The organism is Streptomyces sp. NPDC028419 (assembly GCF_055565515.1).
The window spans coordinates 77,681-101,502 of sequence record NZ_JBVHUE010000032.1 but is presented as its reverse complement, the minus strand read 5'-3'; the positions used below and the strand labels follow the sequence as shown (position 1 = coordinate 101,502).

At 74.2% G+C, this 23,822-nt stretch carries 12 protein-coding genes; 6 read left to right on the top strand and 6 right to left on the bottom strand.

Annotated elements, in window-relative coordinates; genetic code table 11:
- Positions 1-156 precede the first annotated feature (156 nt).
- From ACZ4UB_RS30870 to ACZ4UB_RS30860, 3 genes are all read left to right on the top strand, one after another.
- Positions 157-1,836, top strand: coding sequence for an amidase family protein (locus ACZ4UB_RS30870; protein ID WP_468075225.1), 1,680 nt, complete (start codon positions 157-159; stop codon positions 1,834-1,836).
- 117 nt (positions 1,837-1,953) lie between these two features.
- Positions 1,954-10,320 (top strand): type I polyketide synthase, encoded by an 8,367-nt coding sequence (locus ACZ4UB_RS30865; RefSeq protein ID WP_468075223.1) that lies wholly within the window; start codon positions 1,954-1,956, stop codon positions 10,318-10,320.
- Positions 10,321-10,472: 152 nt separating this feature from the next.
- On the top strand, positions 10,473-11,975 hold the full coding sequence (locus tag ACZ4UB_RS30860; protein WP_468075221.1) for an MFS transporter: 1,503 nt from the start codon (positions 10,473-10,475) through the stop codon (positions 11,973-11,975).
- 113 nt (positions 11,976-12,088) lie between these two features.
- On the opposite strand, the gene ACZ4UB_RS30855 is transcribed toward ACZ4UB_RS30860, so the two are convergent.
- The gene (locus ACZ4UB_RS30855) at positions 12,089-13,171 is read right to left on the bottom strand and encodes an amidohydrolase family protein (protein ID WP_468075219.1); all 1,083 of its coding nucleotides are present in this window, start codon (positions 13,169-13,171) and stop codon (positions 12,089-12,091) included.
- Positions 13,172-13,197: 26 nt separating this feature from the next.
- Positions 13,198-14,502 carry a cytochrome P450 family protein gene (locus ACZ4UB_RS30850; protein ID WP_468075217.1) on the bottom strand — a complete coding sequence of 435 codons (1,305 nt, stop codon included), beginning with the start codon at positions 14,500-14,502 and terminating at the stop codon, positions 13,198-13,200.
- A gap of 308 nt (positions 14,503-14,810) precedes the next feature.
- Between ACZ4UB_RS30850 and ACZ4UB_RS30845 the strand changes: the two genes are divergently transcribed.
- Entirely contained in the window at positions 14,811-15,698 is an 888-nt protein-coding gene (locus tag ACZ4UB_RS30845) for a YihY/virulence factor BrkB family protein (RefSeq protein WP_468075215.1), read from the top strand.
- A 230-nt stretch (positions 15,699-15,928) separates the two neighbouring features.
- On the opposite strand, the gene ACZ4UB_RS30840 is transcribed toward ACZ4UB_RS30845, so the two are convergent.
- Both ACZ4UB_RS30840 and ACZ4UB_RS30835 read right to left on the bottom strand, forming a co-directional pair.
- Positions 15,929-17,578, bottom strand: coding sequence for a bifunctional aspartate transaminase/aspartate 4-decarboxylase (locus ACZ4UB_RS30840; protein ID WP_468075213.1), 1,650 nt, complete (start codon positions 17,576-17,578; stop codon positions 15,929-15,931).
- A 203-nt stretch (positions 17,579-17,781) separates the two neighbouring features.
- Positions 17,782-19,647, bottom strand: coding sequence for an FUSC family protein (locus tag ACZ4UB_RS30835; RefSeq protein WP_468075211.1), 1,866 nt, complete (start codon positions 19,645-19,647; stop codon positions 17,782-17,784).
- Positions 19,648-19,853: 206 nt separating this feature from the next.
- Between ACZ4UB_RS30835 and ACZ4UB_RS30830 the strand changes: the two genes are divergently transcribed.
- Both ACZ4UB_RS30830 and ACZ4UB_RS30825 read left to right on the top strand, forming a co-directional pair.
- A complete protein-coding gene (locus ACZ4UB_RS30830; protein ID WP_468075209.1) occupies positions 19,854-20,600 on the top strand; it encodes a GntR family transcriptional regulator in 747 nt (248 codons plus the stop codon).
- 319 nt (positions 20,601-20,919) lie between these two features.
- Positions 20,920-22,368 carry a peptide MFS transporter gene (locus tag ACZ4UB_RS30825; protein ID WP_468075207.1) on the top strand — a complete coding sequence of 483 codons (1,449 nt, stop codon included), beginning with the start codon at positions 20,920-20,922 and terminating at the stop codon, positions 22,366-22,368.
- Positions 22,369-22,398: 30 nt separating this feature from the next.
- On the opposite strand, the gene ACZ4UB_RS30820 is transcribed toward ACZ4UB_RS30825, so the two are convergent.
- Positions 22,399-22,830 (bottom strand): ATP-binding protein, encoded by a 432-nt coding sequence (locus tag ACZ4UB_RS30820; RefSeq protein ID WP_468075205.1) that lies wholly within the window; start codon positions 22,828-22,830, stop codon positions 22,399-22,401.
- Positions 22,827-23,708 carry an MEDS domain-containing protein gene (locus tag ACZ4UB_RS30815; RefSeq protein WP_468075203.1) on the bottom strand — a complete coding sequence of 294 codons (882 nt, stop codon included), beginning with the start codon at positions 23,706-23,708 and terminating at the stop codon, positions 22,827-22,829. Before ACZ4UB_RS30815 ends, ACZ4UB_RS30820 begins: the two co-directional genes overlap by 4 nt.
- Between the last annotated feature and the right edge of the window lie 114 nt (positions 23,709-23,822).

Here is a 23,822-nt window from a genome sequence, read left to right as displayed (position 1 = left end):
GCTGCTCCTGCTCCTGCTCCGCCCTGCCGGAGACCTTAGCTCCGCCCGTCACCTCCCGTCCGCCGTTCGGCCCGATCCCACGCCCGGGAGCGCCGGCGTCGAGGGAAGCGGCGGGGCGCACTTGTGCGGTCCGGCGGTCTGTAGTCGGCTGGGCGGATGAAGCCCCCGCAGACACCCACGTCCTTACGGACCCCGCGCACCACCCCGCCCCGCCGCCGGAAGGCGGGCGGCCGCGGCGGCGCGGCCGTGCTGGTGGCCGCCGCGCTCGCCGGTTCGCTCTGGGCCGGAGCCCCCGCCCAGGCCGCGCGTGCGGCCACCGCCGAGGGCGGCGGCGCCACCGGGACCACGGGTGCGGCGCCCCGACGGGACCCCGCACGACTCGACCTCGACACCGTCACCATCGTGCAGCTCCAGGCCCGGATGGCGGCCGGATCGTTGACGTCGTCGGAGCTGACCCGCGCCTACCTGCAGCGGATCGAGCGGATCGATCCCACGATCCACGCCGTGCTCCGCACCGATCCCACCGCCCTCTCCCGGGCAGCCGCCAGCGACGCACGGCACCGCAAGGGCACGACCCTCGGCCCGCTCGACGGGATTCCCGTACTGATCAAGGACAACGTGGAGACCAAGGGCCAGTCGTCGACGGCGGGCTCGCTCGCCCTCGCGGGGAGCCCGCCCGCCTCGGACGCCGCTCTCGTGACCCGCCTGCTCCGGGCGGGCGCCGTGATCCTGGGCAAGACCAACCTGTCCGAATGGGCCAACTTCCGGGCGCAGAAGCCCACCTCGGGATGGTCGGCGGTCGGCGGGCAGACCCGCAACCCCTACGTGCTCGACCGCAACCCCTGCGGATCGTCCGCGGGGTCGGGCGCCGCGCTCGCCGCGTCGCTGGCCCAGGTGGCCATCGGCACCGAGACCGACGGCTCGATCGTCTGCCCGGCGGGCATGAACGGCGTGGTCGGCCTCAAACCTACCCTCGGCCTGGTCAGCGGCCAGGGGGTGGTGCCCATTTCGGCCGAACAGGACACGGCCGGCCCCATGGCGCGCAACGTCGCCGATGTCGCCCTCACCCTGGCGGCGATGTCCGAACGCGCGCCGCGCGAGGACGGCGGCCCCGCGGCCGCACCGGTCGGCGGCGGCGACCTGCGGGGCAAGCGGATCGGACTGTGGCGGCTGCCCGTGCTGGGCGCGGAGGTGGACGCGGTCATGACCCGCACGGCCCGGCGACTGCGGGACGCGGGCGCCCACGTCGTCGAGGTGACCCCGCCCTACCAGGAACGGCTCGCGGCCCTGGAGTTCCCGGCGCTGCTCAGCGAGTTCCACCGCGACATCGACGCCTACCTCGCCACCCGCAACGGGCCGCACGACCTCGCCCAGCTCATCGCCTTCAACCGCGCCAACCCGGCGGAACAGAGCTGTTTCCCCGGCCAGGAACTCTTCGAGCAGGCCCTCTCGGCCCCGCCGACCACCGACCCCGGATACCTTGCCGGGCGCGCGGAGCTGCGTGACCTGTCGCGGCGTTCGATCGACGAGACGATGGCCGCGCACCACCTGGACGCGATCGCCGCACCGACCAACCCGCCCGCCTGGACGACCGATTGCGCGCGTGGTGACAACGACGTGATCCCCTCGTCCACACCGGCGGCCGTCGCGGGCTACCCCTCGCTCAGCGTCCCCGCCGGATCCGTGGGCGAACTCCCCGTCGGCGTCCTCCTGATGGCCGGCGCGCACCAGGACGCGGCGCTCCTGTCCTTGGGGGCGGCGGTCGAGCGCCAGTTGCACGCCTGGCGGGCACCGCGCTACCTGCCGACGACCGGCCCCGGAGCCGCCGGACGCTGACGCGGCTGCCGCTCCGGCCGGCGGACATCGCGTCGGAGCGGCAGGCAACCCCCGGGGCCGTGAGCGCATCCTCAACCACGAGTCCACTGTGGGGGTTTCGAGCAGGTGAAGGATCACGTGGGTACAGCGGGTACGGGTAAGGACGCGTCCATCGTCAGGCCGATCCCGGTGCTGCTGCGCGAGCACGCCCGGAGCACGGGGGAGAAGGTCGCCTTCGAGGACGGCCGCACCCGGCTGACCTACCGTGATCTGGAACGGCGGACCGGGCGCCTGGCGGGGCATCTGGTCGGGCTCGGGCTGGGGCGCGGAGAGCGGGCGGCGATCCTGCTCGGCAACCGGGTCGAGGCGGTCGAGAGCCTGCTGGCCGTCACCCGGGCGAGCGCGGTCGGCGTGCCGCTGGACCCCGCCGGCTCCGCGCCGGAGCTGACCCACCTGCTGGACGACAGCGGCGCCCGCGTGATCATCACCGAGCGCGCCCGGCTTCCCCTGCTGCTTGCGCTGCTGGCGGCGCGCCCCGGTCCGACCGTGCTGGTCGTCGACCCGCCGGGCGACGAGGCAGTCGCTGCGGAGCACGGCCGCCCGGACCGCGTCGAGCTGCGCTACGAGGACCTGGTGGGCACCGAGCCGGCGACCCCGGCGCCGGACGACCTCGGACTGGACGAGGTGGCCTGGCTGCTCTACACCTCCGGCTCCTCCGGAGTCCCCAAGGGCGTCCTGCTCACCCAGCGCAACCGGCTCGCCCCGGTGGCCGCCGGACTCGCCGGCGTCCTGGGCATGTCCGCGCGGGACCGGCTGCTGTGGCCCCTGCCGTTGCACCACGCCATGAGCCACGTGGTCTGCGCGGTGGGAGTGACCGCGACCGGGGCGAGCGCCATGATCCAGCCCCGGTTCGCGGTCGCGGCGGCACTCGCCGAACTGCGCCGTACGGACGCCCCGTACACCCTCCTCGGAGGGGTGCCGACCACCTACGCCGCCCTGCTCGACGAGGTGCGCGACGAGGTGCGCGACGGCGCCGCCCCGGGCACGAGCGCCGAGGGCACGAGCGCCCTGGGCACGAGCGCCCTGCGCGGGTGCATCAGCGCCGGGGCCTCGGCGGGGGCCGCGTTCCGCCGCTCGTTCGAGGAGATCTGCGGGGTCCCCTACCTGGAGCACTACGGCAGTACGGAGGCGGGCCCGGTCACCATGACGGCGCCGGGCGACCCGGTGTCGGCCGAGTCGTGCGGCCGGATCCTGCCCGGAACCCGGGTCCGGGTCGGTGGCGGGGCGGACGGACAGCACGTGGGCGAGGGCGAGTTGTGGGTGTGCGGGCCCGGGGTGATGGCCGGCTACCACGGCAGGCCGGACGCCACCGCCGAGGTGCTGCGCGACGGGTGGTTCCGTACCGGTGACCTCGCCCGGGTCGACGCCCGCGGGGAACTCGTGATCACCGGCCGGGCCGGTGACCTGATCATCCGGGGCGGGGTGAACGTCCACCCCGCGGAGGTGGAGGCGCTCCTGCGGCGACTGCCCGGGGTCGCGGACGCCGCCGTGGCCGGTCGCCCGCACCCCGTCTTCGGCGAGGTACCGGTCGGCTACGTCGTCCGCGAACGGGGCCGGCGGTCCGACGAGGGCTTCGATCGCGCCGCCATCCTGGCCGCGTGCCGCCGGGAGCTGTCCGCCGTCAAGGTCCCCGCCGAGCTGTACGAGGTGGAGGAGGTCCCCCGTACGGCCTCCGGGAAGGTACGCCGGAACGCGCTCGCCGACCTGCCCGCGCGACTGCTGGAAGGGCCGCCGGCCGAACGCCGGGCCGCGCCGGCCGAGTTGAACGCGGCGTCGGACGTACTGGCCCTGGTGGTGCGCGCGGCGGCCGACGTCCTGGGCTGTGCGCCCGAGGCGGTGGAGCCGGCGACGGCGCTGCGGGACCTGGGCATGGACTCGTTGACGGCGACGGTGCTGAGGGAGCGACTGTCCGCGGCCACCGGGCTCGGGCTCTCGGCGGCCGTCGCCTTCGACTTCCCGACGGCCGCCGCACTCGCCGCCCACCTCGGATCGCTCGTCACCGCCGAGCGGGCCACCACCGCGACGGCGCCGCGCCCGCGTCCGGGCGCGGAACGCCCCGGCGACCTCGGCGTCGACGAGGCCGCGGAGGGCGACGATCCGGTCGTCATCGTGGGCATGGCCTGCCGCTACCCCGGTGGGGTGAGCACCCCCGAGGAGTTGTGGCGGCTGGTGGCCGACGGCACGGACGCCATCGGCCCCTTCCCCGCCGACCGGGGCTGGGACACCGACGGTCTCTACGATCCCGATCCCGGCCGCTCCGGGCGCACGTACGTCCGCGAGGGCGGTTTCCTCGCGGACGCCGGCCGCTTCGACCCGGCGTTCTTCGGCATCTCCCCCCGCGAGGCGCTGGCGATGGACCCGCAGCACCGGCTGCTGCTGGAAGTGGCCTGGGAGGCCGTCGAACGTGCCGGGATGGACCCCCGGACCCTGCGCGGATCGGCGACCGGGGTGTACGCCGGGCTGATGTACAGCGACTACGCGAGCCGTTTCGCCGTGACGCCCGCGCAGGTGGAGGGCTACCTCGGCATCGGCAACGCCGGCAGCGTCGCCTCCGGCCGCATCGCCTACACCCTCGGCCTGGAAGGGCCCGCCATCAGCGTGGACACCGCCTGCTCCTCGTCCCTGGTCGCCCTGCACCTGGCGGCCCGGGCACTGGGCCGGGGCGAGTGCGACCTCGCCCTGGTCGGCGGGGTGACGGTCATGTCCACACCCGCGTCCTTCGTGGAGTTCAGCCGGCAGCGGGCGCTGTCCCCGGACGGCCGCTGCAAGGCCTTCGGGGCGGCCGCCGACGGTACCGGCTGGGGCGAGGGCGCCGGGATGCTGCTGCTGAGCCGCCTGTCCGAGGCCCGCCGCAGGGGGCTCACGGCCCTGGCCGTGGTGCGCGGCTCGGCGGTGAACCAGGACGGTGCGAGCAACGGGCTGACCGCTCCGCACGGCCCGGCCCAGCAACGCGTGATCCGCCAGGCCCTGGCCGACGCCGGGCTGGCGCCCGCGGACGTCGACGCGGTCGAGGCACACGGCACCGGTACCCGGATCGGCGACGTCATCGAGGCGGAGGCGTTCCTGGCCGTCTACGGACGGGAGCCGCGGCAACGCCCGCTCTGGCTCGGCTCGGTGAAGTCGAACATCGGCCACACCCAGGCCGCCGCCGGAGTGGCCGGCGTGATCAAGACGGTGCAGGCGATGGCGCACGGCGTGCTGCCGCGCACCCTGCACGCCGACGAACCGAACCCCGCCGTGGACTGGCCGTCGGGGCAGGTGGCCCTGCTGACGAAGGCCGTGCCGTGGCCCGCGGCGGACCGCCCGCGCCGGGCGGGCGTCTCCTCCTTCGGCATCAGCGGGACCAACGCGCACGTCGTCCTCGAAGAGCCCCCGCCCGAGGACCCTCCGCACACCCCCGCCGCCCCGACCGGAGCGTCGCGAGAGCCCCTGCCGTTCGTCCTCTCGGCCAGGAGCGTGCCCGGGCTGCGCGATCAGGCCGGGCGTCTGCTCGACCACCTGGAAGCCCACCCGGACGCGGCGCGGGCCGACGTCGGGTACTCCCTCGCCACCACCCGTTCGACCTTCGAGCACCGGGCCGTGGTGGTGGCCCAGGACCGGGCGGAGCTGCTCACCTCGCTGCGGGCGCTGGCCGAGGGAAGGAACCGCCCGGGCGCGCACACCGGCGCCGCCCGCGCGCGGGGCTCCCTGGCCGTCCTCTTCACCGGGCAGGGGAGCCAGCGCCTCGCAATGGGACGGGAGTTGTACGGACGACGTTCGACGCACCCCGCCTTCGCGCGGTCCTTCGACGAGTGCTGTGCGCTGTTCGACCCGCTACTGCCCGCACCCCTGCGCGACGTGGTGTTCGGCGCCGCCGGCACCGGGGCCCGAGGGAGCGACGCCGATGACCTCCTGCGGACGACGCGATTCGCGCAACCGGCTCTCTTCGCCCTGGAGACGGCCTTGTTCCGGCTGCTGGAGTCCTGGGGCGTGCGCCCCGACCTGGTGGCCGGGCACTCGATCGGAGAGGTGGCCGCGGCGCACGCCGCCGGTGCGCTGTCCCTCGCCGACGCCTGCACCCTGGTGGCGGCCCGGGGCCGGCTGATGGACGCGCTGCCGGCCGGCGCCATGGCCGCCGTGGCGGCCGGTGAGGACGAGATCGCCACCCATCTGGCCCAGGTGGCAGGGGTGGTGGAGATCGCCGCCGTGAACGGGCCGGCCTCGGTGGTCGTTTCCGGGGACGAGGGCGCCGTGGGGGAGATCGTCGCCCGTTTCCGTGCCCTCGGCCGGTCCGCGACGCCGCTGCGCGTGAGCCACGCCTTCCACTCGGCCCACATGGCGCCCATGCTGGCGGAGTTCGCCGAGGTGGTGGGTCGACTGTCCTTCGCAGTCCCCGAACTCCCGTTGGTGAGCGCGGTATCGGGTCGCGCGGCCACCGAAGAGGAGCTGCGCACACCGGAGTTCTGGGTGGACCACGTCCGCCGACCGGTCCGGTTCGCCGACTCCCTGGCACACCTCCGCGAGCGCGGGGCGTCCCGCTTCGTGGAGCTCGGCCCGGACGGCGTACTCACCGCCCTGGCGCGCAGCTGCCTCACCGCGCCGCGGCCCGATCCGGAGCCCGCCCCGCTGATCCTCCCCACGCTGCGCGGCAACCGGCCGGAAGCGGGCGCACTGCTCGACACCGTGGCCGCGCTCCACGCGGACGGCGTTCCGGTCGACTGGCGAGCCGTCTTCGCGGGGCGCGGCGCACGACGCACCGCGCTGCCCACGTACGCGTTCCAGCGCCGCCGCTTCTGGCTGGACGCCGATCCGCCGCACCCGGCCCCCGGGCAGGGCGGCCCGGCCAGGTCCTTCCTGCACTCCCTGACGGCCACGGCGGACGACGACGGCCTGCTGCTGGAAGGGCTGCTCTCCCTCCGCGACCACCCCTGGCTGGCCGACCACGTCGTGGCCGACGCCGTCCTGCTGCCCGGGGCCGCCTTCGTCGAGATGGCCCTGTACGCGGGCGCGCGCGCCGGCGCTCCGGTCCTCGACGAACTCACCCTGACCGCGCCCCTGCCGCTGCCCGCGGACGGCGGCGTCGAGCTCCAGGTGAAGGTGGCGGGCGCGGACGCCGCCGGCCGACGGTCCGTCACCGTCCACGCCCGCCCCCACGGCGCCACGGCGGACACGGGCCCCTGGTGCCGGCACGCCGTGGGGACGCTCGTACCGCAAGGGGACCCGGACCGGTACACCAGGTCGGTGGGAGAGCGCCCCTGGCCCCCGCCGGGCGCGGTGCCGATCGACCTCGACGGCCCTGCGGGGGAGCGGCCGGCCGCAGGGGTGTACGCGCGACTGTCCCGAGCCGGACTCCACTACGGCCCCGCCTTCCAGGGGCTGCGCGCGGCGTGGCGGATCGGCGCGCAGGTGTACGCCGAGGTGGCCCTGCCCGAGACCGCCGACGTCCGCGCGTCGGGCGCGGCCGCGACCGCGACGGAATTCGCGCTGCATCCCGCACTGCTCGACGCCGCGCTGCACACGGTCGCCCTCGCCGCCCTCCTCCCGGATCAGGACCGGGCACGGGGCGAGGACGAGGAGCCTCCCCGACCCGAAGCGCGCGCGGAATCCGTCGCCTTGCCGTTCTCCTTCACCGGGGTGCGCCTGCACGCCGCGGGCGCCCGGCGGCTGCGGGTGCGCCTGGTGTCGCCCGTGGCACCGGGCCGGGGCGGACCCGAAGGGGCAGCGGCGGACCGTCGGATCGGGCTGGAGCTGACCGACGAGACGGGAGCGCCCGTCGCGACGATCGACCGGCTCGACCTGCGGCCCTCGTCCCCCTCGTCCCCGTCGCCCACCGATCCCGCCCTGGCCGAACCGCCTGCCGCGGCGCTCTTCCGGACGACCTGGGCACCCCGGCCGCAGCCGCCCGCGGACGCTCCGGTACCCACGTGGGGCCTGCTGACCGACGCCCAGTCGTGGCCCGCCCCGGCTCCCGCGGGCCCCGAGGTCCCCGTGTACGCCGACCTCGCGGGGGCGGTCGCCGACGCACCGCAGGTCGTCGTCGCCCCCTGCCCCGCGCCCGGCGCCACCACCGACGGTGACCCCGGCCCGGCCGGGCAGGTGCACCGAACGGCCCGATGGGCCCTGGCGCTGGTGCGGGCCTGGCTGCTGGAGCCCCGCCTGGCCGACTCCCGCCTGGTCCTGGTCACCACCGGCGCCGTCGACACGGGCACCGCGGAGCCTAAGCGGGGCACTGCCACCGACGCCGGCGTACGCGCCCTCGCCCAAGCCGCGGTGTGGGGACTGGTCCGCTCGGCGCAGCGCGAGAACCCGGGCCGTCTCACCCTGATCGACCTGGACGACGACCCCCGCTCCGCGGCCGCGCTGCCCGCACTCCTGGCCGGAGCGGAGCCCGAGACCGTCGTGCGCCGGGGGGTGCCCCACCTCCCGCGACTCGTCCGCGCGCCCGCGCCGGCGGCCGAAGCGGAACCCGGACGGCGGCTCGACCCGCAGGGCACCGTCCTGGTCACCGGCGCGAGCGGCTCGCTCGGGATGGTGACGGCGCGCCACCTGGTCGCCGCGCACGGCGTCCGCCACCTGCTGCTCGCCGCCCGGCGCGGCTCCGAGGCACCGGGGATGGCGGAGCTGTGCGACGAACTGGCCGCACGGGGCGCTCGGGTGACGGTCCGGGCCTGTGACGTCGCCGACCGGCGGGCACTGGCCGCCCTGCTCGACGACGTACCGGCGGCCCACCCGCTGACCGGGGTGGTGCACACCGCGGGCGTCCTGGACGACGGCATCGTCGTGGCGTTCGACGGCGAACGGCTCGACCGCGTGCTGCGGCCCAAAGCGGACGCAGCCCTCGCGCTGCACGAGTTGACCGCGGACCGCGACCTCGCGCTGTTCGTCCTCTTCTCCTCGGTGGCCGGCGCCTTCGGTTCCGCCGGGCAGGCCGGCTACGCGGCGGCCAACTGCGTCCTGGACGCCCTGGCCCGGCATCGGAGCGGGCTCGCCCTGGCGGGCACCTCGATCGCCTGGGGGCCCTGGCGGCAGAGCGGCGGCATGATGGCGCACCTGACGGAACGGGACCTGTCGCGGATGGCCCGTGCCGGATTCGCCACGCTCGCACCGGAGGAGGGCCTCGCCCTCTTCGACGAGGCCGTTCGCGGCGCCGACCCGGCCCCGGTGGCGGCCCGCCTCGATCCGGTACTCGTGGCCGCCCGCCCCGGCACCCCACGCACCCCTCGTACCCCGCCCACCGGCACGGCCGGCCGGAACGGCCGCGTCGACCGGCCCACCCCGCCACCCTCCGCCCTGATCCGGCGCCTCGCCGACGCGCCGCCGCAGCAGCGCGTCGAGCTGATGCTCGGCGAGGTCCTGGCCCGGGCGGCCGAGGTGCTCGGCCACACGGAGGACGACGGGGCGATCGACCCGGACGACCTGTTGGCGGACCGGGGGCTCGATTCCCTGGCCGCGGTCGAGCTGCGCAACCGCCTCGCGACCGCGACCGGTACCGCGCTCCCGGCCACGCTGCTGTTCGACTTCCCGAGCCCCCGGGCGGTCGCCACCCACCTGGCGCAGCGGTACGCCCCACCGCCCCCCGACCGGACCCGGACCACGGATCCGCGGGCCGCCGCTGACCCCGCGGACGGCGGGCCGGCGTCGCAGGAGGCCCTCCCGGATTCCCTGAGCGGCCTCTTCCGCGCGGCCTGCGCGCGGGGACGGACCATGGACGCGATGGGGTTGCTGACGATCGCCGCGCGGCTGCGCCCGACCTTCGACCGCGCCGAGGCGCCGACGGCCGCGCCGCCGGCCGTCGCGCTGGCCCGCGGCGGAACGGGACTGCCGGTGCTCTGCCTCCCGGCGCTGAGCGCGCTCTCCGGACCGCAGGAGTACGCCCGGCTGGCCCGGGGGCTGCGGGGACTGCAACCGGTCACGGCCCTGCCGCATCCCGGTTTCCAGCGGCCGGAGCGACTGCCGGCCACACTGGACGCCTTCGTGACGGCGCAGGCCGCCGCCGTCCGGGCCGCCGCGGGCGGCGAGCCCTTCGCCCTCCTCGGGCGTTCCGCGGGTGGCTGGGCGGCCCAGGCCGTGGCGGAACGGTTGGCGACGCAGGGGGAGGCCCCGGCCGCCGTCGTCCTGCTGGACACCCATCCCGCCGCCCGCGCCGACGCCGACGAAGCCCTCTCCCCGATGACGTCCGACATGCTCGGCCGGGCCGCCGAGTTCGCCTCCACCGACCCCGACCGCCTCACGGCCATGGCCGCGTACTTCGCCCTGTTCTCCGAGTGGCGCCCCGCGCGGCCGGCGGCACCGACCCTCTTCGTCCGTGCCGGGGCACCACTGCCCGACACGGCGCCGGCTCCCGCATGGCCGCTGCCCCACACCGAAGTCACCGTCCCGGGCGACCACTACACGCTCCTGGAGAGCCACGCGCGCTCCACCGCCCACACCGTCCACCAATGGCTGGCCGCCCTACCCCACCGGTGACCACGCCCCACCGCCGCTTCCGGGGCCGCGCGGGCCCTCCGTAACCATCACCCGGTTGGCCCGCTCGCCCGTGACGCCGGCCGTGCACAGGGGCAGGGATCTCATGGAACGCGTACTCGATCCGCATCCGTCCCCTGCCCCTGAGGATCCCCATGTCGAACGCTGCGCCCGAACTCAGGACCGACCCCCCACCGCCCACGCGCAGCGCCGCGTGGACGGGGATGGTCCTGGTGATCGCCTGTTCGGCCCAGTTCATGGTCGTGCTGGACGTCGCGATCGTGAACATGGCACTCCCCGACATGAAGGCGTCCCTCGGTTTGAGCGCGGCCGGGCAGCAGTGGATCGTCAACGCCTACACCCTGGCCTTCGCCGGGCTGCTGCTCCTGGGCGGCCGGGCCGCCGACCTGGTCGGCGCCCGCCGCACCTTCCTGGCGGGCCTCTCCACCTTCACCGCCGCGTCGCTCGCCTGCGGGCTGGCCGACAACGGTGCGACGCTGATCGCGGCCCGAGCGGTCCAGGGCATCGGGGGCGCGGTCCTCGCCCCCGCCACCCTGACGCTGATCATGACCACCTTCACCGAACCCCGGGCCCGCGCCCGCGCGATGGGCGCCTGGAGTTCGGTCAACGGGGTCGGCGGCGCGGCCGGTTCGGTGATCGGCGGGCTCCTGACCGAGTACAGCAGCTGGCGCTGGGTCTTCTACGTCAACCTCCCCATCGGGATCGCGATCCTGACCGCGGCGCTCCTCCACGCGCCCGCCCCGCCGGTCGCGCACGGAGGTCGTGGCGGCCGTGGCGGCCTGGGCCGCTTGGACCTGCCCGGGGCGCTGTCGGTCACGGTCGGTCTGACCGCCCTGGTCTACGGGATCATCTCCACGGCGAGCGCGTCCTGGACCTCCCCGCACGTCTGGGCCGCCCTCGCCGTCGGCATCGCGCTCCTGGCCGTCTTCGTGGTCATCGAGTCGAAGGTCGCCGCCCCGCTGGTTCCCCTCGCCGTGCTGCGCCGTCGTACCTTGGCCATCGCCAACCTGGTCATGATCGGTCTGGGCTCCGCGATGTTCGCGATGTGGTTCCTGCTCTCCCTCTACATGCAGCAGGTGCTCGGCTGTAGCGCGCTGAAGACCAGCCTGTACTTCCTGCCCAGCTGTCTCGCGGTCGTCATCGGCGCCCGCGTCTCCACGCACCTCGTCCGGCGCACCGGCCCGCGGCCCCTGCTGGTCACCGGGATGGGCCTGAGCACCTTCGGGTTCCTGTGGCTGTCGGGGATCACCGTGGGCGGCTCCTTCGTCACCGGTGTGGCCGCGCCCTTCGTGCTCTGCGCCCTCGGTCTGGGACTGGCGATGCTGCCGGTCACCGCCGCGGCCACCGCCGGCGTGGACCGGCGCGAAGCGGGACTGGCCTCCGGGCTGGTCAACACCTCCCGCCAGGTCGGCGGCGCGCTCGGCCTCGCGATCCTCGCGACCATCGCCTCGCACACCGCGGGGGGCGGCTCCAGCCCGGGGGCGCGGGCCCTCACCGCCGGCTACGGGCACGCCTTCCTCGTCGCGGCCCTCTTCACCGCCTGCGCGGCCCTCGGCTCCCTCCTCCTCCCCGGCCGCCCCGATCAGGCGGGCCCCGGCCCGGCCGGTCCCGGTCCCACGCCGGGCGGCCCGCGGTGACCGGTCCGTAGCCGCCGCGCCCGTACATGCCGAACCCCGCGCTCGTTCGAGGCGCGGGGCTCGGTTCGGGACCCGGTCCGGGCCGGCCGGTCATCGGGCCGACCGGCCGGCGGTCAGACCGTGGCCAACTGCGGCATCAGACGCAGGGCGTTCTCGCGGTAGATTCCGCCCAGTTGCTCGGGAGTGAAGGCCGGGTCCGCCTCCAGGGCGGGGAGCGCCAGGTCCATGACCGTGTCCTGCGGCGCGGCCGGCCAGTCGGTGCCGAAGAGGACGTGGTCGGCGGGCACGTGGGCGAGGAGGGTCGCGGCCGGGGCCATGGGGCCCGCCGTGTCGTAGTAGAAGCGGCGCAGGTGATGGCGGACGGACGCCGGGTCGATCGGTGGATCGCAGAACCGTCCGAGCGCCTCCAGCCGAGGAGCGATGTACGGGAGGAACCCGCCGGCGTGCGGCAGGATCACGGAGAGGTCGGGGAAACGGTCCAGGGTCTTCTTGCTGATCATGTTGACGGCGGCGCGCGTGGTGTCCAGCAGGAAGTCGCACAGGAAGTCGGGGATGCCCGCAACGGTCGTTCGGCCCGGCCGGGCGCCCGGGAGATGGTGCGGATGGGTGTCCACCACCGCCGAGAACTCGTTCAGCTCGGCGAAGATCGGGTCGTACGCGGGATCGCCGAGGTACACGCCCCCGTAGTTGGCCGTCACGTTCACGCCGACGGCGCCGAGTTGGCCGAGCCCGCGGCGCACGGCCCACGAGGAGGCTTCGAGGTCGTCCAGGAACAGCGGGACGTAGAAGGCGAACCTGGCCGGGTGCGCCCGCACCACCTCCATCGCCGAACGCAAGGTGATGGTGATGGCCTCGCGCAACTGCGCCGAGGAACGGTAGCGCGCCGGCAGCATGGGCTTGAGCACGGCCGTCCCGATCCCCGCGCGGTCCATGAAGGCGATCGCGTCCTCGGCACCGAGGTAGGCCCAGCGGGGCAGCTGCCCCGGTTCGATCAGCTCGTGGTGCACGGCCCACTCGCGCCATTCCGGTGCGCAGAAGTGGTGGTGCATGTCGATCTTCGGCTGGATCCCGTGACCCCGCACCGGACCGGGGGGCGCCGCGCCCCCCGCGGCGCGCACCCGCCTACCGGCGTCCTCGACGGGCACCTCCGGGTGCTCCTTCACGTGCGGCCCCGAGGGGTTCCCGCTCTCGTGCATGGCAGTCCAACGCCCTTCGGGTTCGGTCACTTGACGGAGACCGTCGGCGCCATCGCGAGATCTTCGGCCGGCCGCTCCGGCTCCAGGACGACCAGGAGCCGTTCGAGCCCCCGGAACGCCGCGACGGGTCCCTTGAGCCACGCGCCCCCGCTCTCCTCACCCTCCGCCAGCTCCATCTCCGGGAACTCCCGGAGCAGGCAGGCGAGCGCGATGTCGAGTTCGAGCCGCGCCAACGGGGCCCCGAGGCAGTAGTGCGTTCCGTGCCCGAAGCCGAGCTGCGTCCCGCGGAGCCCCACGCGCGTCACGTCCAGGACGTCGGCCGACTCGAACCTCTCGTGGTCGCGGTTGGCCGAGTTCAGGGCGATCTGGACGAGGGCGCCCCGGGGGATCACGGTGCCCGCGATGTCCGCGTCCTCGGTGGCGTACCGGAACGTCGAGGTCTCCACCGATCCGTCGAACCGTACGAGCTCCTCGACGGCGTCGGGGATCAGCGACGGATCCCGGCGGAGCAGGTCCAGCTGATCCGGGTGGGCCAGCAGGCCGAGGATGGAGTTGCCGATCTGGAACGCCGTGGTCTTGTGGCCCGCGAAGAACAGCACCCACATCGACGCGACCAGCTCCGCGTCGTCGAGCCCGTCCTCCGCGGTGATGAGGTCGCTGAGGAAGCCGTCCGACGGATGGAGCCGCGCGTGGGAGACGAGCTCTCCCAAGCGCCTCTGCAGCCACTCCTCGGCCGCCTTCAGTTCGGCCTTCAACGCGGGGTTGAACCGGGACCGCGTCACCACACCGAACTGCTCCAGGATGTCCGGACGGTCGGCCTCCCGGATGCCCATCAGCTCGCACAGCACCGCGACGGGAAGGGGGAACGCCAGGGCGGACATGAGGTCCACCCGGTTGCTCTTGCGGCATTCCCGCAGGAGCTCCTCGGTGATCTCCGTGATCCTCGGCCGCATGGCCTCCACCCGCCCGGGGGTGAAGGCGCGCCGCAGGACCCGGCGCAGCCGCGTGTGCCGCGGCGGGTCCGCGAAGAGGACGTTGTCGTCCAGCGCGTCGAAGAAGCTGCCGAACACCGCGTGGTAGATGTCCATGGCCCCCCGCATGTCCTTGCTGAAGCGGGGGTCCGACAGGGCGTCACGGGCATCGTCGTAACGGGTGATGAGGTAGGTCTCCACCCCGTGCGCGGGCGTCAGCCGGCACACCGGGTCCTGCGCGCGCAGGGCGGCGTAGACCGGGTACGGGCACGCGCGGAATTCCGGCGCTCCCTTGGACACGGCCGACACGAGGTCCTGCAACGCTCGATCACCGTTCGGTACGACATTCCCCTGCGTCATCTTCCGCGTCCTCCGTGGCAGCGCATAGGTGTCCTGTGGACGGGGGCGTCCGGTGGACTGGGTACACCGGTTCCCCGCGCGCACCGTTCGCGAAACGGTCCTTGGTTCGTTCGTGGCAGGCCCGGCCGTCCGCTCCGGCCGGTCACGCGGAGCGGAGGGCCTCACCGTGCGCGTCGTGCGGCCCGCGCGCGCCTAAGCTTGCACCCGCACGTGTGGCCAGATCCCCACACCACTTTCCGCTCCCCACACCGCCCCGTACGAGATCGAGACCCGAGTGCACCTGAGCCACCGCAGCCACCGGATACCGCGTGTCCGCTGACGCCGGCCCCCTCACCCCCGACCGCGCCGCCACCCCCGGTACCACCCGGCGTTGGTGGGCCGCCCTGCGCCGTACCCCGCTCATCATGTGGCGCGACGACATCAGCGACTACGCGGCGGCCCTCACCTACTACGCCATCCTGGCGATCCTGCCGACCCTGCTCGTCACCGTCCTGGCCTTCGCCCTCATCGACCCCGGGACCGCGGAACAACTGATCGCGCGCGTCACCCACTACGCCCCGGGACAGTCCGGGACCGAGCTGCACGGCCTCCTCACCCGCACGCTCGACGGACGATCGGCCGCGTGGACCCTGCTCGTCGGCGGCGCCGTCAGCGCGCTCTGGTCCTCCTGCAGCTACCTGGCCGTCTTCCGCCGGGCGCTGCACCGCATGCACCGCGTTCCGGACCGCCGTTCACCCTGGCGCAAGGCCCACCGCATCGTCGCCACCGCGCTGTCCCTGCTCCTGCTGCTCGGCGTGTGCGCCCTCATCCTGATCGTCAGCGGTCCCGTCGCCAGAGCCCTGGGCCACCTGCTCCACCTCGACGGCAGCTTTTCGTTCGTATGGGACCTCGCCCGCTGGCCCCTCCTGCTGACCCTGGCCACCCTCTTGGTGGTCGTCGTCTTCCACACGGGGCCGCCGTCGTCCCGGGGCCGCCACCACAGCCTGCCCGGAGGGGCGTTGGCCGCGATCCTGTGGCTGATCGTTTCCGCGGGATTCGCCCTCTACACCTCCCTGGTGTCCACCTACAGCCACCTGTACGGATCCCTGGCCGGGATCGTCGTCTTCCTGATCTGGCTCTGGCTGTCCAACCTCGCGCTCCTGGCCGGTGCCCAGTTCACCGCCCAACTCCACCAGGACTGCGGCGAGGACGCCTGAAAGACCGTCCGGGGCCGTGCCTTCGCGGGGGGCCGCCGGACGGGCTTCGGCGGTTTCGGGTGGGTCCGGTCCTGGTGGTCGCTACGGTGGGGGCATGACGATTTCGGCCCGTCGGCCGCCGGCCCGTCCCTCGTCGTCGCCTCCGCCGGGGCGTCCTGCGAGCAACCCCGCACCGGACAAGAACCCTCCGTTCCCGCCGAATCCGCCGGGCCGGTGCCGTGCCGGTCGCTTCAGGCCCTGGTCTGCCGCCATTCCTCGGCGTACTGCTCGAAGATCGCGCGCAGGTGATGGCCGATCTTCAGGTAGTCCAGGTCGTCGAGGTTGGCGAGGGAGACGCGCACGGACCATTGGGGCCCGTCGAAACCGCCGCCGTTGAGGAGGACCACCGAGGTCTGTTCGGCCAGGCGGAACAGGGCGTCGACCGGTTCGTAGTTCTTCTCCAGGAAGTCCGCGAAGTCCTTGCCGTGGACGCGTTCGGCTTCGGCCAGGAGGTCGAGCTCGATGTAGTACCCGGCCCGCTTGTCGTCATCCGAGATCTTCATCTGGGCGCCTTCGAGGAGGAGTTCGAGGCGCCGGTGGACGATCTGGCGGATCTTCTCCTTGTAGGCCTGCCCCTCCTCCAGCATGGCGAAGAGCGAGAACAGGCCCATCATCACCTGCTGGGGCAGCGAGAGACCGGCGGTGTGGCGGAGCGCCACGGAGCGGGAGTCGGCGACCAGCCGGTCGATGAAGCGGATCTCCTGCGGACGCAGGCTCAGGGTGCCGTACCGCTTGGCGAGCCGGGCCTTCTGCTCGGCCGGGAAGTTCGCGATCATCTCGTCGATGACGTTGTCGTCGTGCAGGCCGATGACACCGAGCCGCCAGCCGGTGCAGCCGTAGTGCTTGGAGTACGAGTACACGAGCAGGGTGTTGCGGGGCAGCTCGGCGGCGATCGAGCGGAAGCCCGGCACGAAGGTGCCGTACACGTCGTCCGTGACGATCAGCAGGTTCGGGTTGGCGGTGGCGACGATGTCCTTGATCTGGTGCGCGACCCGGTCGCTCAGTGCCAGCGAGGGCGGGTTGGACGGGTTGACCAGGCACACCATCTTCACCGAGGGGTCGGCGAGCTTGGCGATCTCCTGCGCGGGGTAGCGCCATTCGCGCACCCCGGTCTCCGCGAAGTTGTTCGCCTGGACGTAGACGACGTCGAACTCGAAGGTGTCGAGCTCGGGGATCTCGATGTACGGGGTGAAGACGGGGGTCATCAGGGCGATCCTGTCGCCCTTGTGGAGGAGTCCGTTCTTCATCAGGGAGTCGAAGACGTAGCACATGGCCGCGGTGCCGCCCTCGGTCGCGAAGAGCGAGTAGCCGCCGGCCGGGGGGTTCTTGTCGAACATCTCGTCGGCGATGTAGCCGCGGACGACCTGCTCGGTGTGGACGAGCATCCGGTCCGGGACGGGGTAGTTGTCACCGGTGATGCCGTCGGTCAGCTCGTGCACGAAGGCGTCGCGGTCGAATCCGAACCGGTCGACGGCGTAGTGGACGCACTTCTCCAGCAGCTCGACACCGGGGAGTTCGGGGTGGCGCCGGGCCCAGGAGTCGAAGCGGACCCCGATGTCCTTCTTCTCCGGCATGCCGCCGAGGTTGTCGGCCGTCCACACTCGGCGGGACTCCTCCAGGGCGAAGTAGCCGAGCGCGTAGAAGGCCTCCCGCGGTCCGGTGGCGATCCAGTTCGGATTGCCGCGGCCCGCGTTGAGCATCGCACGGGCGGTGGTGTCCTTCTGGCCGGGCTCGTCGGCCTGAACGGCGGTGGCGATCTGGATGAACTTGTCCTTCAGCTCGAACGGCGAGAGCCGGGCCAAGGACTGGATCTCCTCGCGGGTGAAGCTGGTCTGCGGCACGGAAGGACCTCTCGGGCGGGGGACCACGGGCACGTGGCCCGGCGGGGTGGGGCATCGGGTCTCGGGCGCAGGAACGGAAGCGAGCTCGGGACGGCCCCGGATGATCCCCCGACGCCCGCTCGTCGGGCCGTGGACACGATCCCGGCGCCCTCGGATTCGCCCGAACGCGTCACTCGCACGGCCGTGCGGCCGCACGGCCGCGGTCAGCGTTGCCGCAGGCGTCGGGCGCGTTCGCGCAGCCGCGCGGGGAGCGCCGAGGTGTCCGAGGTCGGACGGCCGGCGCCGGCGCCGGAACCGGAGCCGGGACCGGTTGCGGCGTCGGCGGCGAGGTCTTCCGCGAGGGAGTGGGCGTGGTCCAGGACGTGCTGCCAGTTCCGCAGGGCGTGGGCGTGGCGCGGGTCGGTGCGCAGCCGGTCGAGTTCGGTGCGGGTGGCGGCGAGGTCACGGTGGATGCGCCGGCGCAGTGCGTGGCCGGTGGTCCCGCGGGGTGCTGCGGAGGCGGTGTGTTCGGCGTAGGCGGCCAGGTCGTCGTAGACCCGCGCCAGGCGGTGGGGCATCCGGCCCCGGACGTCCTCGGGCCACAGGAGGTACCCCAGGACGAAGGCGGTCGCGCAGCCGAGGAGGGTGGCCCACAGGCGGGCTTCGGGTACGCCGGCGCCGCCGAGGCCGAGCGGGTCGGCGAGCAGGACCATGATCGGGGTCAGGAGCAGGGTCTGGATCGCGTAGGAACGGCGTGCGTACGCCTGGAGCAGCGCGGTGAGCGCGACGAGTACGGCGATGCGCCCCCACCCGTTCGGTACCCATGCCAGGACGCCCAGGCCGACGAGTACGCCGGTGACGGTGCCGCCCGCGCGCAGCACGAGGCGTGCGGGGACGGTGCCGAGGTCGGGCCGGATGACGAGGGCGACGGTGAGGACCGACCATCCGGCGTGCGGCAGGTCGGTGAGCGAAGCCACGGCCTGGGCGGCGCCCAGGCACACGGCGAGCCGTGCCGCGAAGACGAGGGCCCGGTCCTGGCGGATGAGCCGGGACCAAGCACCGGTGAACCGGGCCCCCGGCTCCTGCCGGTGGGGCAGGCGCGCGCGGGTCGCGCCGTCATCGACGTCCGAGAGGCGGTCGACGGCGGCGTGGATCGCGCCCGTCTCCTGGCCCGTCCCGTCGGTGCGGTCGGTGCGGTCTGCCTGGTCTGCCCGGTCGTTTTCGGCCCGGGGGAGCACGGCGCTGGGCACGGGCTCCCTCGCGGCCACGGCCCGGGCGGCCGCGCGCAGGGCGGCCGGGTGGCGGCCGGGCCCGCGCGTGCGGGCGCGGCGGATGGTGGGCGCGGCGGCGATGATCTCGACGAGGACGTCGAGGCGCGCGGCGAGCCGGTGCGCGGCGCTGCCGGGGCGGGGCGGCCGCAGCCGGTGCACGAGCAGGGTCAGGTGGGCGTGGTCCATGGCCTCGGTGACGCGGTGGCGGGCCGAGGTCCAGGTGGCGGGGTCGGCTTCGAGGAGGTCGGCCACCGCGTCGTAGGCGGCGGCGACGGCGGCGCGTTCTCCTCGGTACGGGTCGTGCAGCGCGCCGGCGAGGGACAGGAACATCAGCGGCAGCCCGCCGACCAGGAAGAGCAGGGGGTTCTGCCACCAGGGTGTGGTGGTGGGCAGCCCGATCCCCATGACGGTGGCCAGGAGCCAGACCAGGGTGGTCATGGAGGTGATCCGGCCGACGGGGGAGAGCAGTCCGGAGCAGGCGGCGACGAGCATGACCGCGAGGACCTCCAGCCAGGCGGAGCCGCCCGCGGCCCGCCCCAGCGCCAGCCCGATCGCGCCGCCGAGCTGGGGCAGGGCGAGGGTGAGCGCCCGCGTGCGCAGGGGGGCGGAGCTGTCGTCGACGGCGGCTCCGTACGCGCCGAGGCCGGCCGCGGCTCCGAGCAGGGGCTGGCCGACGAGCTGGCCGACGACGAGGGGAGCGGCCATGCCGATCGCTCCGCGGATCACCAGGGCGCGATCGACCGGCACCGGCCTGACGCGGGTGACGGCGTGCAGCCAGCCCGTGCGCGAAGGCGTTCTGCTTCCGGTGCGGCTCCTCATCGGTCGAGCATTCCTCCCGTACGTGCGGCTGGGCGCAGGGGGCCGGGCGAACCGGACGGTCAGCTTCCGTGGCCACCACCTCCTCCCATGAGTACCAGACATGTACCAGTTCGTGCAGAGTCCGAAGTCGGTACGCCCCCGGCGAGCCGCCCGGGGGCGCATATCCTGACCTCCCGACACCCGAGACCCCCTTGGACTCGACACCCATGCCGGATCCCGCCTTCGCCCCCGTCGAGGCCGACGGGGCGCACCCGCCGTACGTCCTGGTCCGCGACGCCCTGGCGCACGCGATCGCGGCCGGCACCCTGCCCGGAGGCTCCCGCCTCCCCTCCGAGCGGCACCTGTGCGCACAGCTCGCGGTCAGCCGGGGCACCCTGCGCCGGGCCCTGGGAGCGCTGCGGGAACTCGGCGTGATCGAGGCCTCGGAGCGCCGCGGTTGGCAGGTGCGCACCGCCGCCTTCAGCCACGCGGCCGGCGGGGCCGCACTCGAAGGGTTCACCGCCCTCAACCACGACCTGGGCCGGGCCGTGACGGCCGAGGTCCTCCAGCGCAGGACCCGCCGCGCCTCGTCCGCCGAATCGGACCTGCTGGACGTCGCACCGGGCGCCCCGGTCTTCGAACTGCGCCGGCTGCGCCACCTCGACGGGCTGCCCGTCTGCCTCACGCACGACCTCGTGCCCCGCGCCGTCGCGGCGGGCATCGGCGCGGTGGACTTCACGACCGGATCGCTCTTCGCCCACCTGGCCTCCACCGGGCACGCCCCCGCCACGGCCCGCCTCAGCGTCCGAGCCGCCCCCGCCACCGCGGACCAGGCTTCCGCGCTCGACCTGGCGGTGCGCGAGCCCGTACTGCTCACCGTGCGCACGTCCCTCGACGCGGCCGGAGCGATCGTGGCCCACACCCGCGAGGCCTACCGCGCCGACCGCTACGAACTCCGGCTGACCCTCGGCTGAACCGGGTCGGCGGCCGCGGGCGGCCCTCGTCCTTTCGGCCGGGGGAATCCAGGGGGAGTTCAGGCCGAAGGGCCCGCGACGAGCCCGGTCCCCATTGGGTACAAATGTGTCTGAGGGCCACCCGGCGGCAGGACCCGGGCACGCGACCGCGAGGAAGCCGCCGCCGGCTCCCTCAACGGCGCGGTCCCCTGGTCACCGGGGGCGGACGACCCTCGGCGTCGGACGGCGCGCCCCCGCGAACCGACGCCCTGCCGGTGCCGGTGCCGGACGCACCAGGACGATGGCAGCCCTCCCGCGGCAGCCAAGAGGAGATCCGCACATGCCCACCGCAGCACCTCCCACCCTCGCGGGCCCGGAAGCGACCACCCGGACGACGGCGCCGGTACGGGGACTGCTCCCGCTGTGCCTGAGCGAGGCGGCGGAGCGGTTCTCCTTCTACGGCATGCGGGCCGTCCTCGCGCTCTTCCTCGTCGACACGGCCCACGGCCTCGGCATGTCCCCGGCCGTGGCCACCGCGCTCGTCGGCAGCTACTTGTCCGCCTGCTACTTCACGGCCCTGCCCGGGGGCTGGATCGCCGACCGGATACTCGGCGCCCGACGGGCCGCGATCGCGGGCGGGGTCGTCATACTCGCCGGCCACGTCGTCCTCGCGCTCGACCTCGGCGCCGCCGGCCTGTACACCGGCCTGGTCCTCGTCGCCGTCGGCACCGGCCTGCAGAAGCCCAACATGACGGCCCTGGTCGGCACCCTGTTCACCCACCACGGCGACAGCCGGCGCGACGCCGCCTACAGCAAGTTCTACGCCAGCATCAACATCGGCGGACTCCTGGCCACCCTGCTCGTGGGCTGGCTCGGGGTGGAATTCGGCTGGCCCGTCGCCTTCTCGGCCGCCGCCGTCGCCATGGCCGCGAGCCTCGTCGTGTTCGTCGGCTCCAGCGGCCTGCGCGCCATCGACGACCGCCCGGCGCACCCCCTCACCACCGCCGAACGGCGCCGCGTCGTACGGACCACCGCCCTCGTCCTGCTCGGCGCGGCGGCCGTCGCCGCGGCTCTCGCCGATACCGACCACCTCACCCTGACCGGGTGCCTCAGCGCCTTCGCCGTCCTCGCCGTCCTGGTACCGGCCGGATACTTCGTGAGGCTCCTGCGCACGCCCGACCTCGACGAGCGGGGCCGCGACGGGCTCCGCGCCTACCTCTGCCTGTTCATCGGCGCCGTGGTCTTCTGGGCGATCTTCGATCTCGCCGCATCCAGCGTCCAACTCTTCGCCGACCGGCACGTCGACATGCTCGGCATGCCCACCACCTGGCAGGCGGCCCTCAACCCGATCATGATCGTGCTGTTCGCGGGCGTCCTGGCAGCGGTGTGGAAGCGCGTGAACGTATCGGCCCCCGCGAAGTTCGCCACCGGACTGGTCCTCGCGGGCGCGTCCTTCCTCCTCCTGGCCGTCGCCGCCACACAGGCCGGCGGGGCCGTCCGGATCAGCCTGCTGTGGCTCGTCGGCCTCTACTTCCTCCAGACCGTCGGCGAACTCTTCCTCAGCCCCACCGGGCTGTCCATCAGCCACAAGCTCGCCCCCGCCGGCATGGGATCCCAACTGGCCGGGCTCTTCTTCCTCTCCGCCTCCACCGGTGACGCCCTCGGCGCCCAAGTGGCCTCCCGCCTCACCGGAACGGTCCTCTATCTCGCCCTGGGCACCCTCGCCGTCCTCGCCGGCTGCGTCATGGTCCTCGCGACGCCCCGCATCCGAGCCCTCATCGGGGAGTAGCGAGAGGCACGACGCGCGGCGGACACGCGGCTACAGGTCGGCGAGCCGCATGACGCAGGTGACCTCGGCGCCGAGGTCACGTCCGGCGATCTCCAGGCCGTCGGTGATCTCGCGCACCAGCCAGAGACCGCGCCCGCCCTCGGCGGTGCCCGGGTCGGGCAGCGCGCGGGGGACGCTGTCCGGGGTGAAACCCGGACCTTCGTCGGTGACTTGGCAGCGCAGGGCGTCCGGGCCCCGGTAGAGCCTGAGCGTGCCGGACCCACCGCCGTGCCGCACCGCATTGCAGGTCACCTCGTGCACGGCCAGGACGAACGCGTCCCGGCGCGGCCGCGGGAGACCGGCGTCCAGGGCGAGCCCGTCGATCCGCAGGCGAAGCTTTCCCAGGTCGGCGGCGTGGAAGCGGGTCTCCCACACCAGTTCTTCGCCCGCCGAGGCCGACTCGCGAGCCGGCGACCGGGTCATCCCAGAGCTCCTTCGTCCTCGACCAGGCGCAGGCCGCCCACCGCGAGCGCGCCGAGCCGGCGGAGCAGACCCGCGTGGAACGTCGAACAGCGGACCTCCACCCGCGACGTCCGATCGGCGTGCCGCACCTGCCGCAGCAGCTCCGCGGCGCACGTCACCGACAGGAACGAGACCGGAGTGAGGTCCAGGAGCAGCGGACGGCCCGCTCCGGCCACCTCCAGCGCGGCGCCCAGGGCCGAACTCCACGGCCCGCGCGTCGACCAGTCCGCTTCGCCCACCATCCGCACCCCGTGGCCGAAGTGGAAGGCGCCCAGATCCCCGGGACGCTCCAGGAGCGCCACCGGATGGCCCACCCGCATGGCCTCCACCGTGTCGGCGGGGAACCGGCGGCGGTCGTAGGTGCAGATCTCCGCGTACGAGCGGTCGGCGAACAGGCCCTCCGCGTGCGTCTCCCGGTGCATGACGCCCTCGATGTCCATGTCGAGGTCCGCCACCCACGCCATGTCGATGACCGACCGCAGGCCCCCGTAGCCCTCGTCCCGAGCCGCCAAGGTCTCTTCGCGCAGCCGGCCCAGCTGCCGCCCGGCGGTGAATCGCCGGTGCGGACCGATCAGTTCCCGCATGCTCGTGAGCCGCAGCTGGCCGCGCTCCAGCGCCTGAACGGGCAGCTCGTCCGGGAACATCCGCCGGACCACCTCATCGTGCGGCACGTCCGGGTCGGCCATGACGACGACCTTCTCGTTGCGGGCCAGCCCGAGCGTCGCGAAGACCCCCAGCACCCCCCAGCGCACCTCGTCGTCCGCGTAGTGCGCGAACGCGTGATCCCCCAGGCCCATCTGCTCCACCGACAAGGTGTGAGCGCCCACAGGAACGGCCATGGTCCCCCCTCCCTCCGTGCGATCCGCCCCGCCGTCCCGGTGCCGGAACGACGTGGTCGCGATGAAGGAAGCGACGGTACGGCGCGCGGCGGGGGCGGGGGCCATCAGTCCAGT

Coding starts and splice junctions, on each gene's coding strand:
- ACZ4UB_RS30815 (WP_468075203.1), bottom strand. CDS start 23,708: ATGGCCGTTCCTGTGGGCGCTCACACCTTGTCGGTGGAGCAGATGGGC.
- ACZ4UB_RS30855 (WP_468075219.1), bottom strand. CDS start 13,171: ATGCACGAGAGCGGGAACCCCTCGGGGCCGCACGTGAAGGAGCACCCG.
- ACZ4UB_RS30825 (WP_468075207.1), top strand. CDS start 20,920: ATGCCCACCGCAGCACCTCCCACCCTCGCGGGCCCGGAAGCGACCACC.
- ACZ4UB_RS30850 (WP_468075217.1), bottom strand. CDS start 14,502: ATGACGCAGGGGAATGTCGTACCGAACGGTGATCGAGCGTTGCAGGAC.
- ACZ4UB_RS30820 (WP_468075205.1), bottom strand. CDS start 22,830: ATGACCCGGTCGCCGGCTCGCGAGTCGGCCTCGGCGGGCGAAGAACTG.
- ACZ4UB_RS30860 (WP_468075221.1), top strand. CDS start 10,473: ATGTCGAACGCTGCGCCCGAACTCAGGACCGACCCCCCACCGCCCACG.
- ACZ4UB_RS30835 (WP_468075211.1), bottom strand. CDS start 19,647: ATGAGGAGCCGCACCGGAAGCAGAACGCCTTCGCGCACGGGCTGGCTG.
- ACZ4UB_RS30830 (WP_468075209.1), top strand. CDS start 19,854: ATGCCGGATCCCGCCTTCGCCCCCGTCGAGGCCGACGGGGCGCACCCG.
- ACZ4UB_RS30870 (WP_468075225.1), top strand. CDS start 157: ATGAAGCCCCCGCAGACACCCACGTCCTTACGGACCCCGCGCACCACC.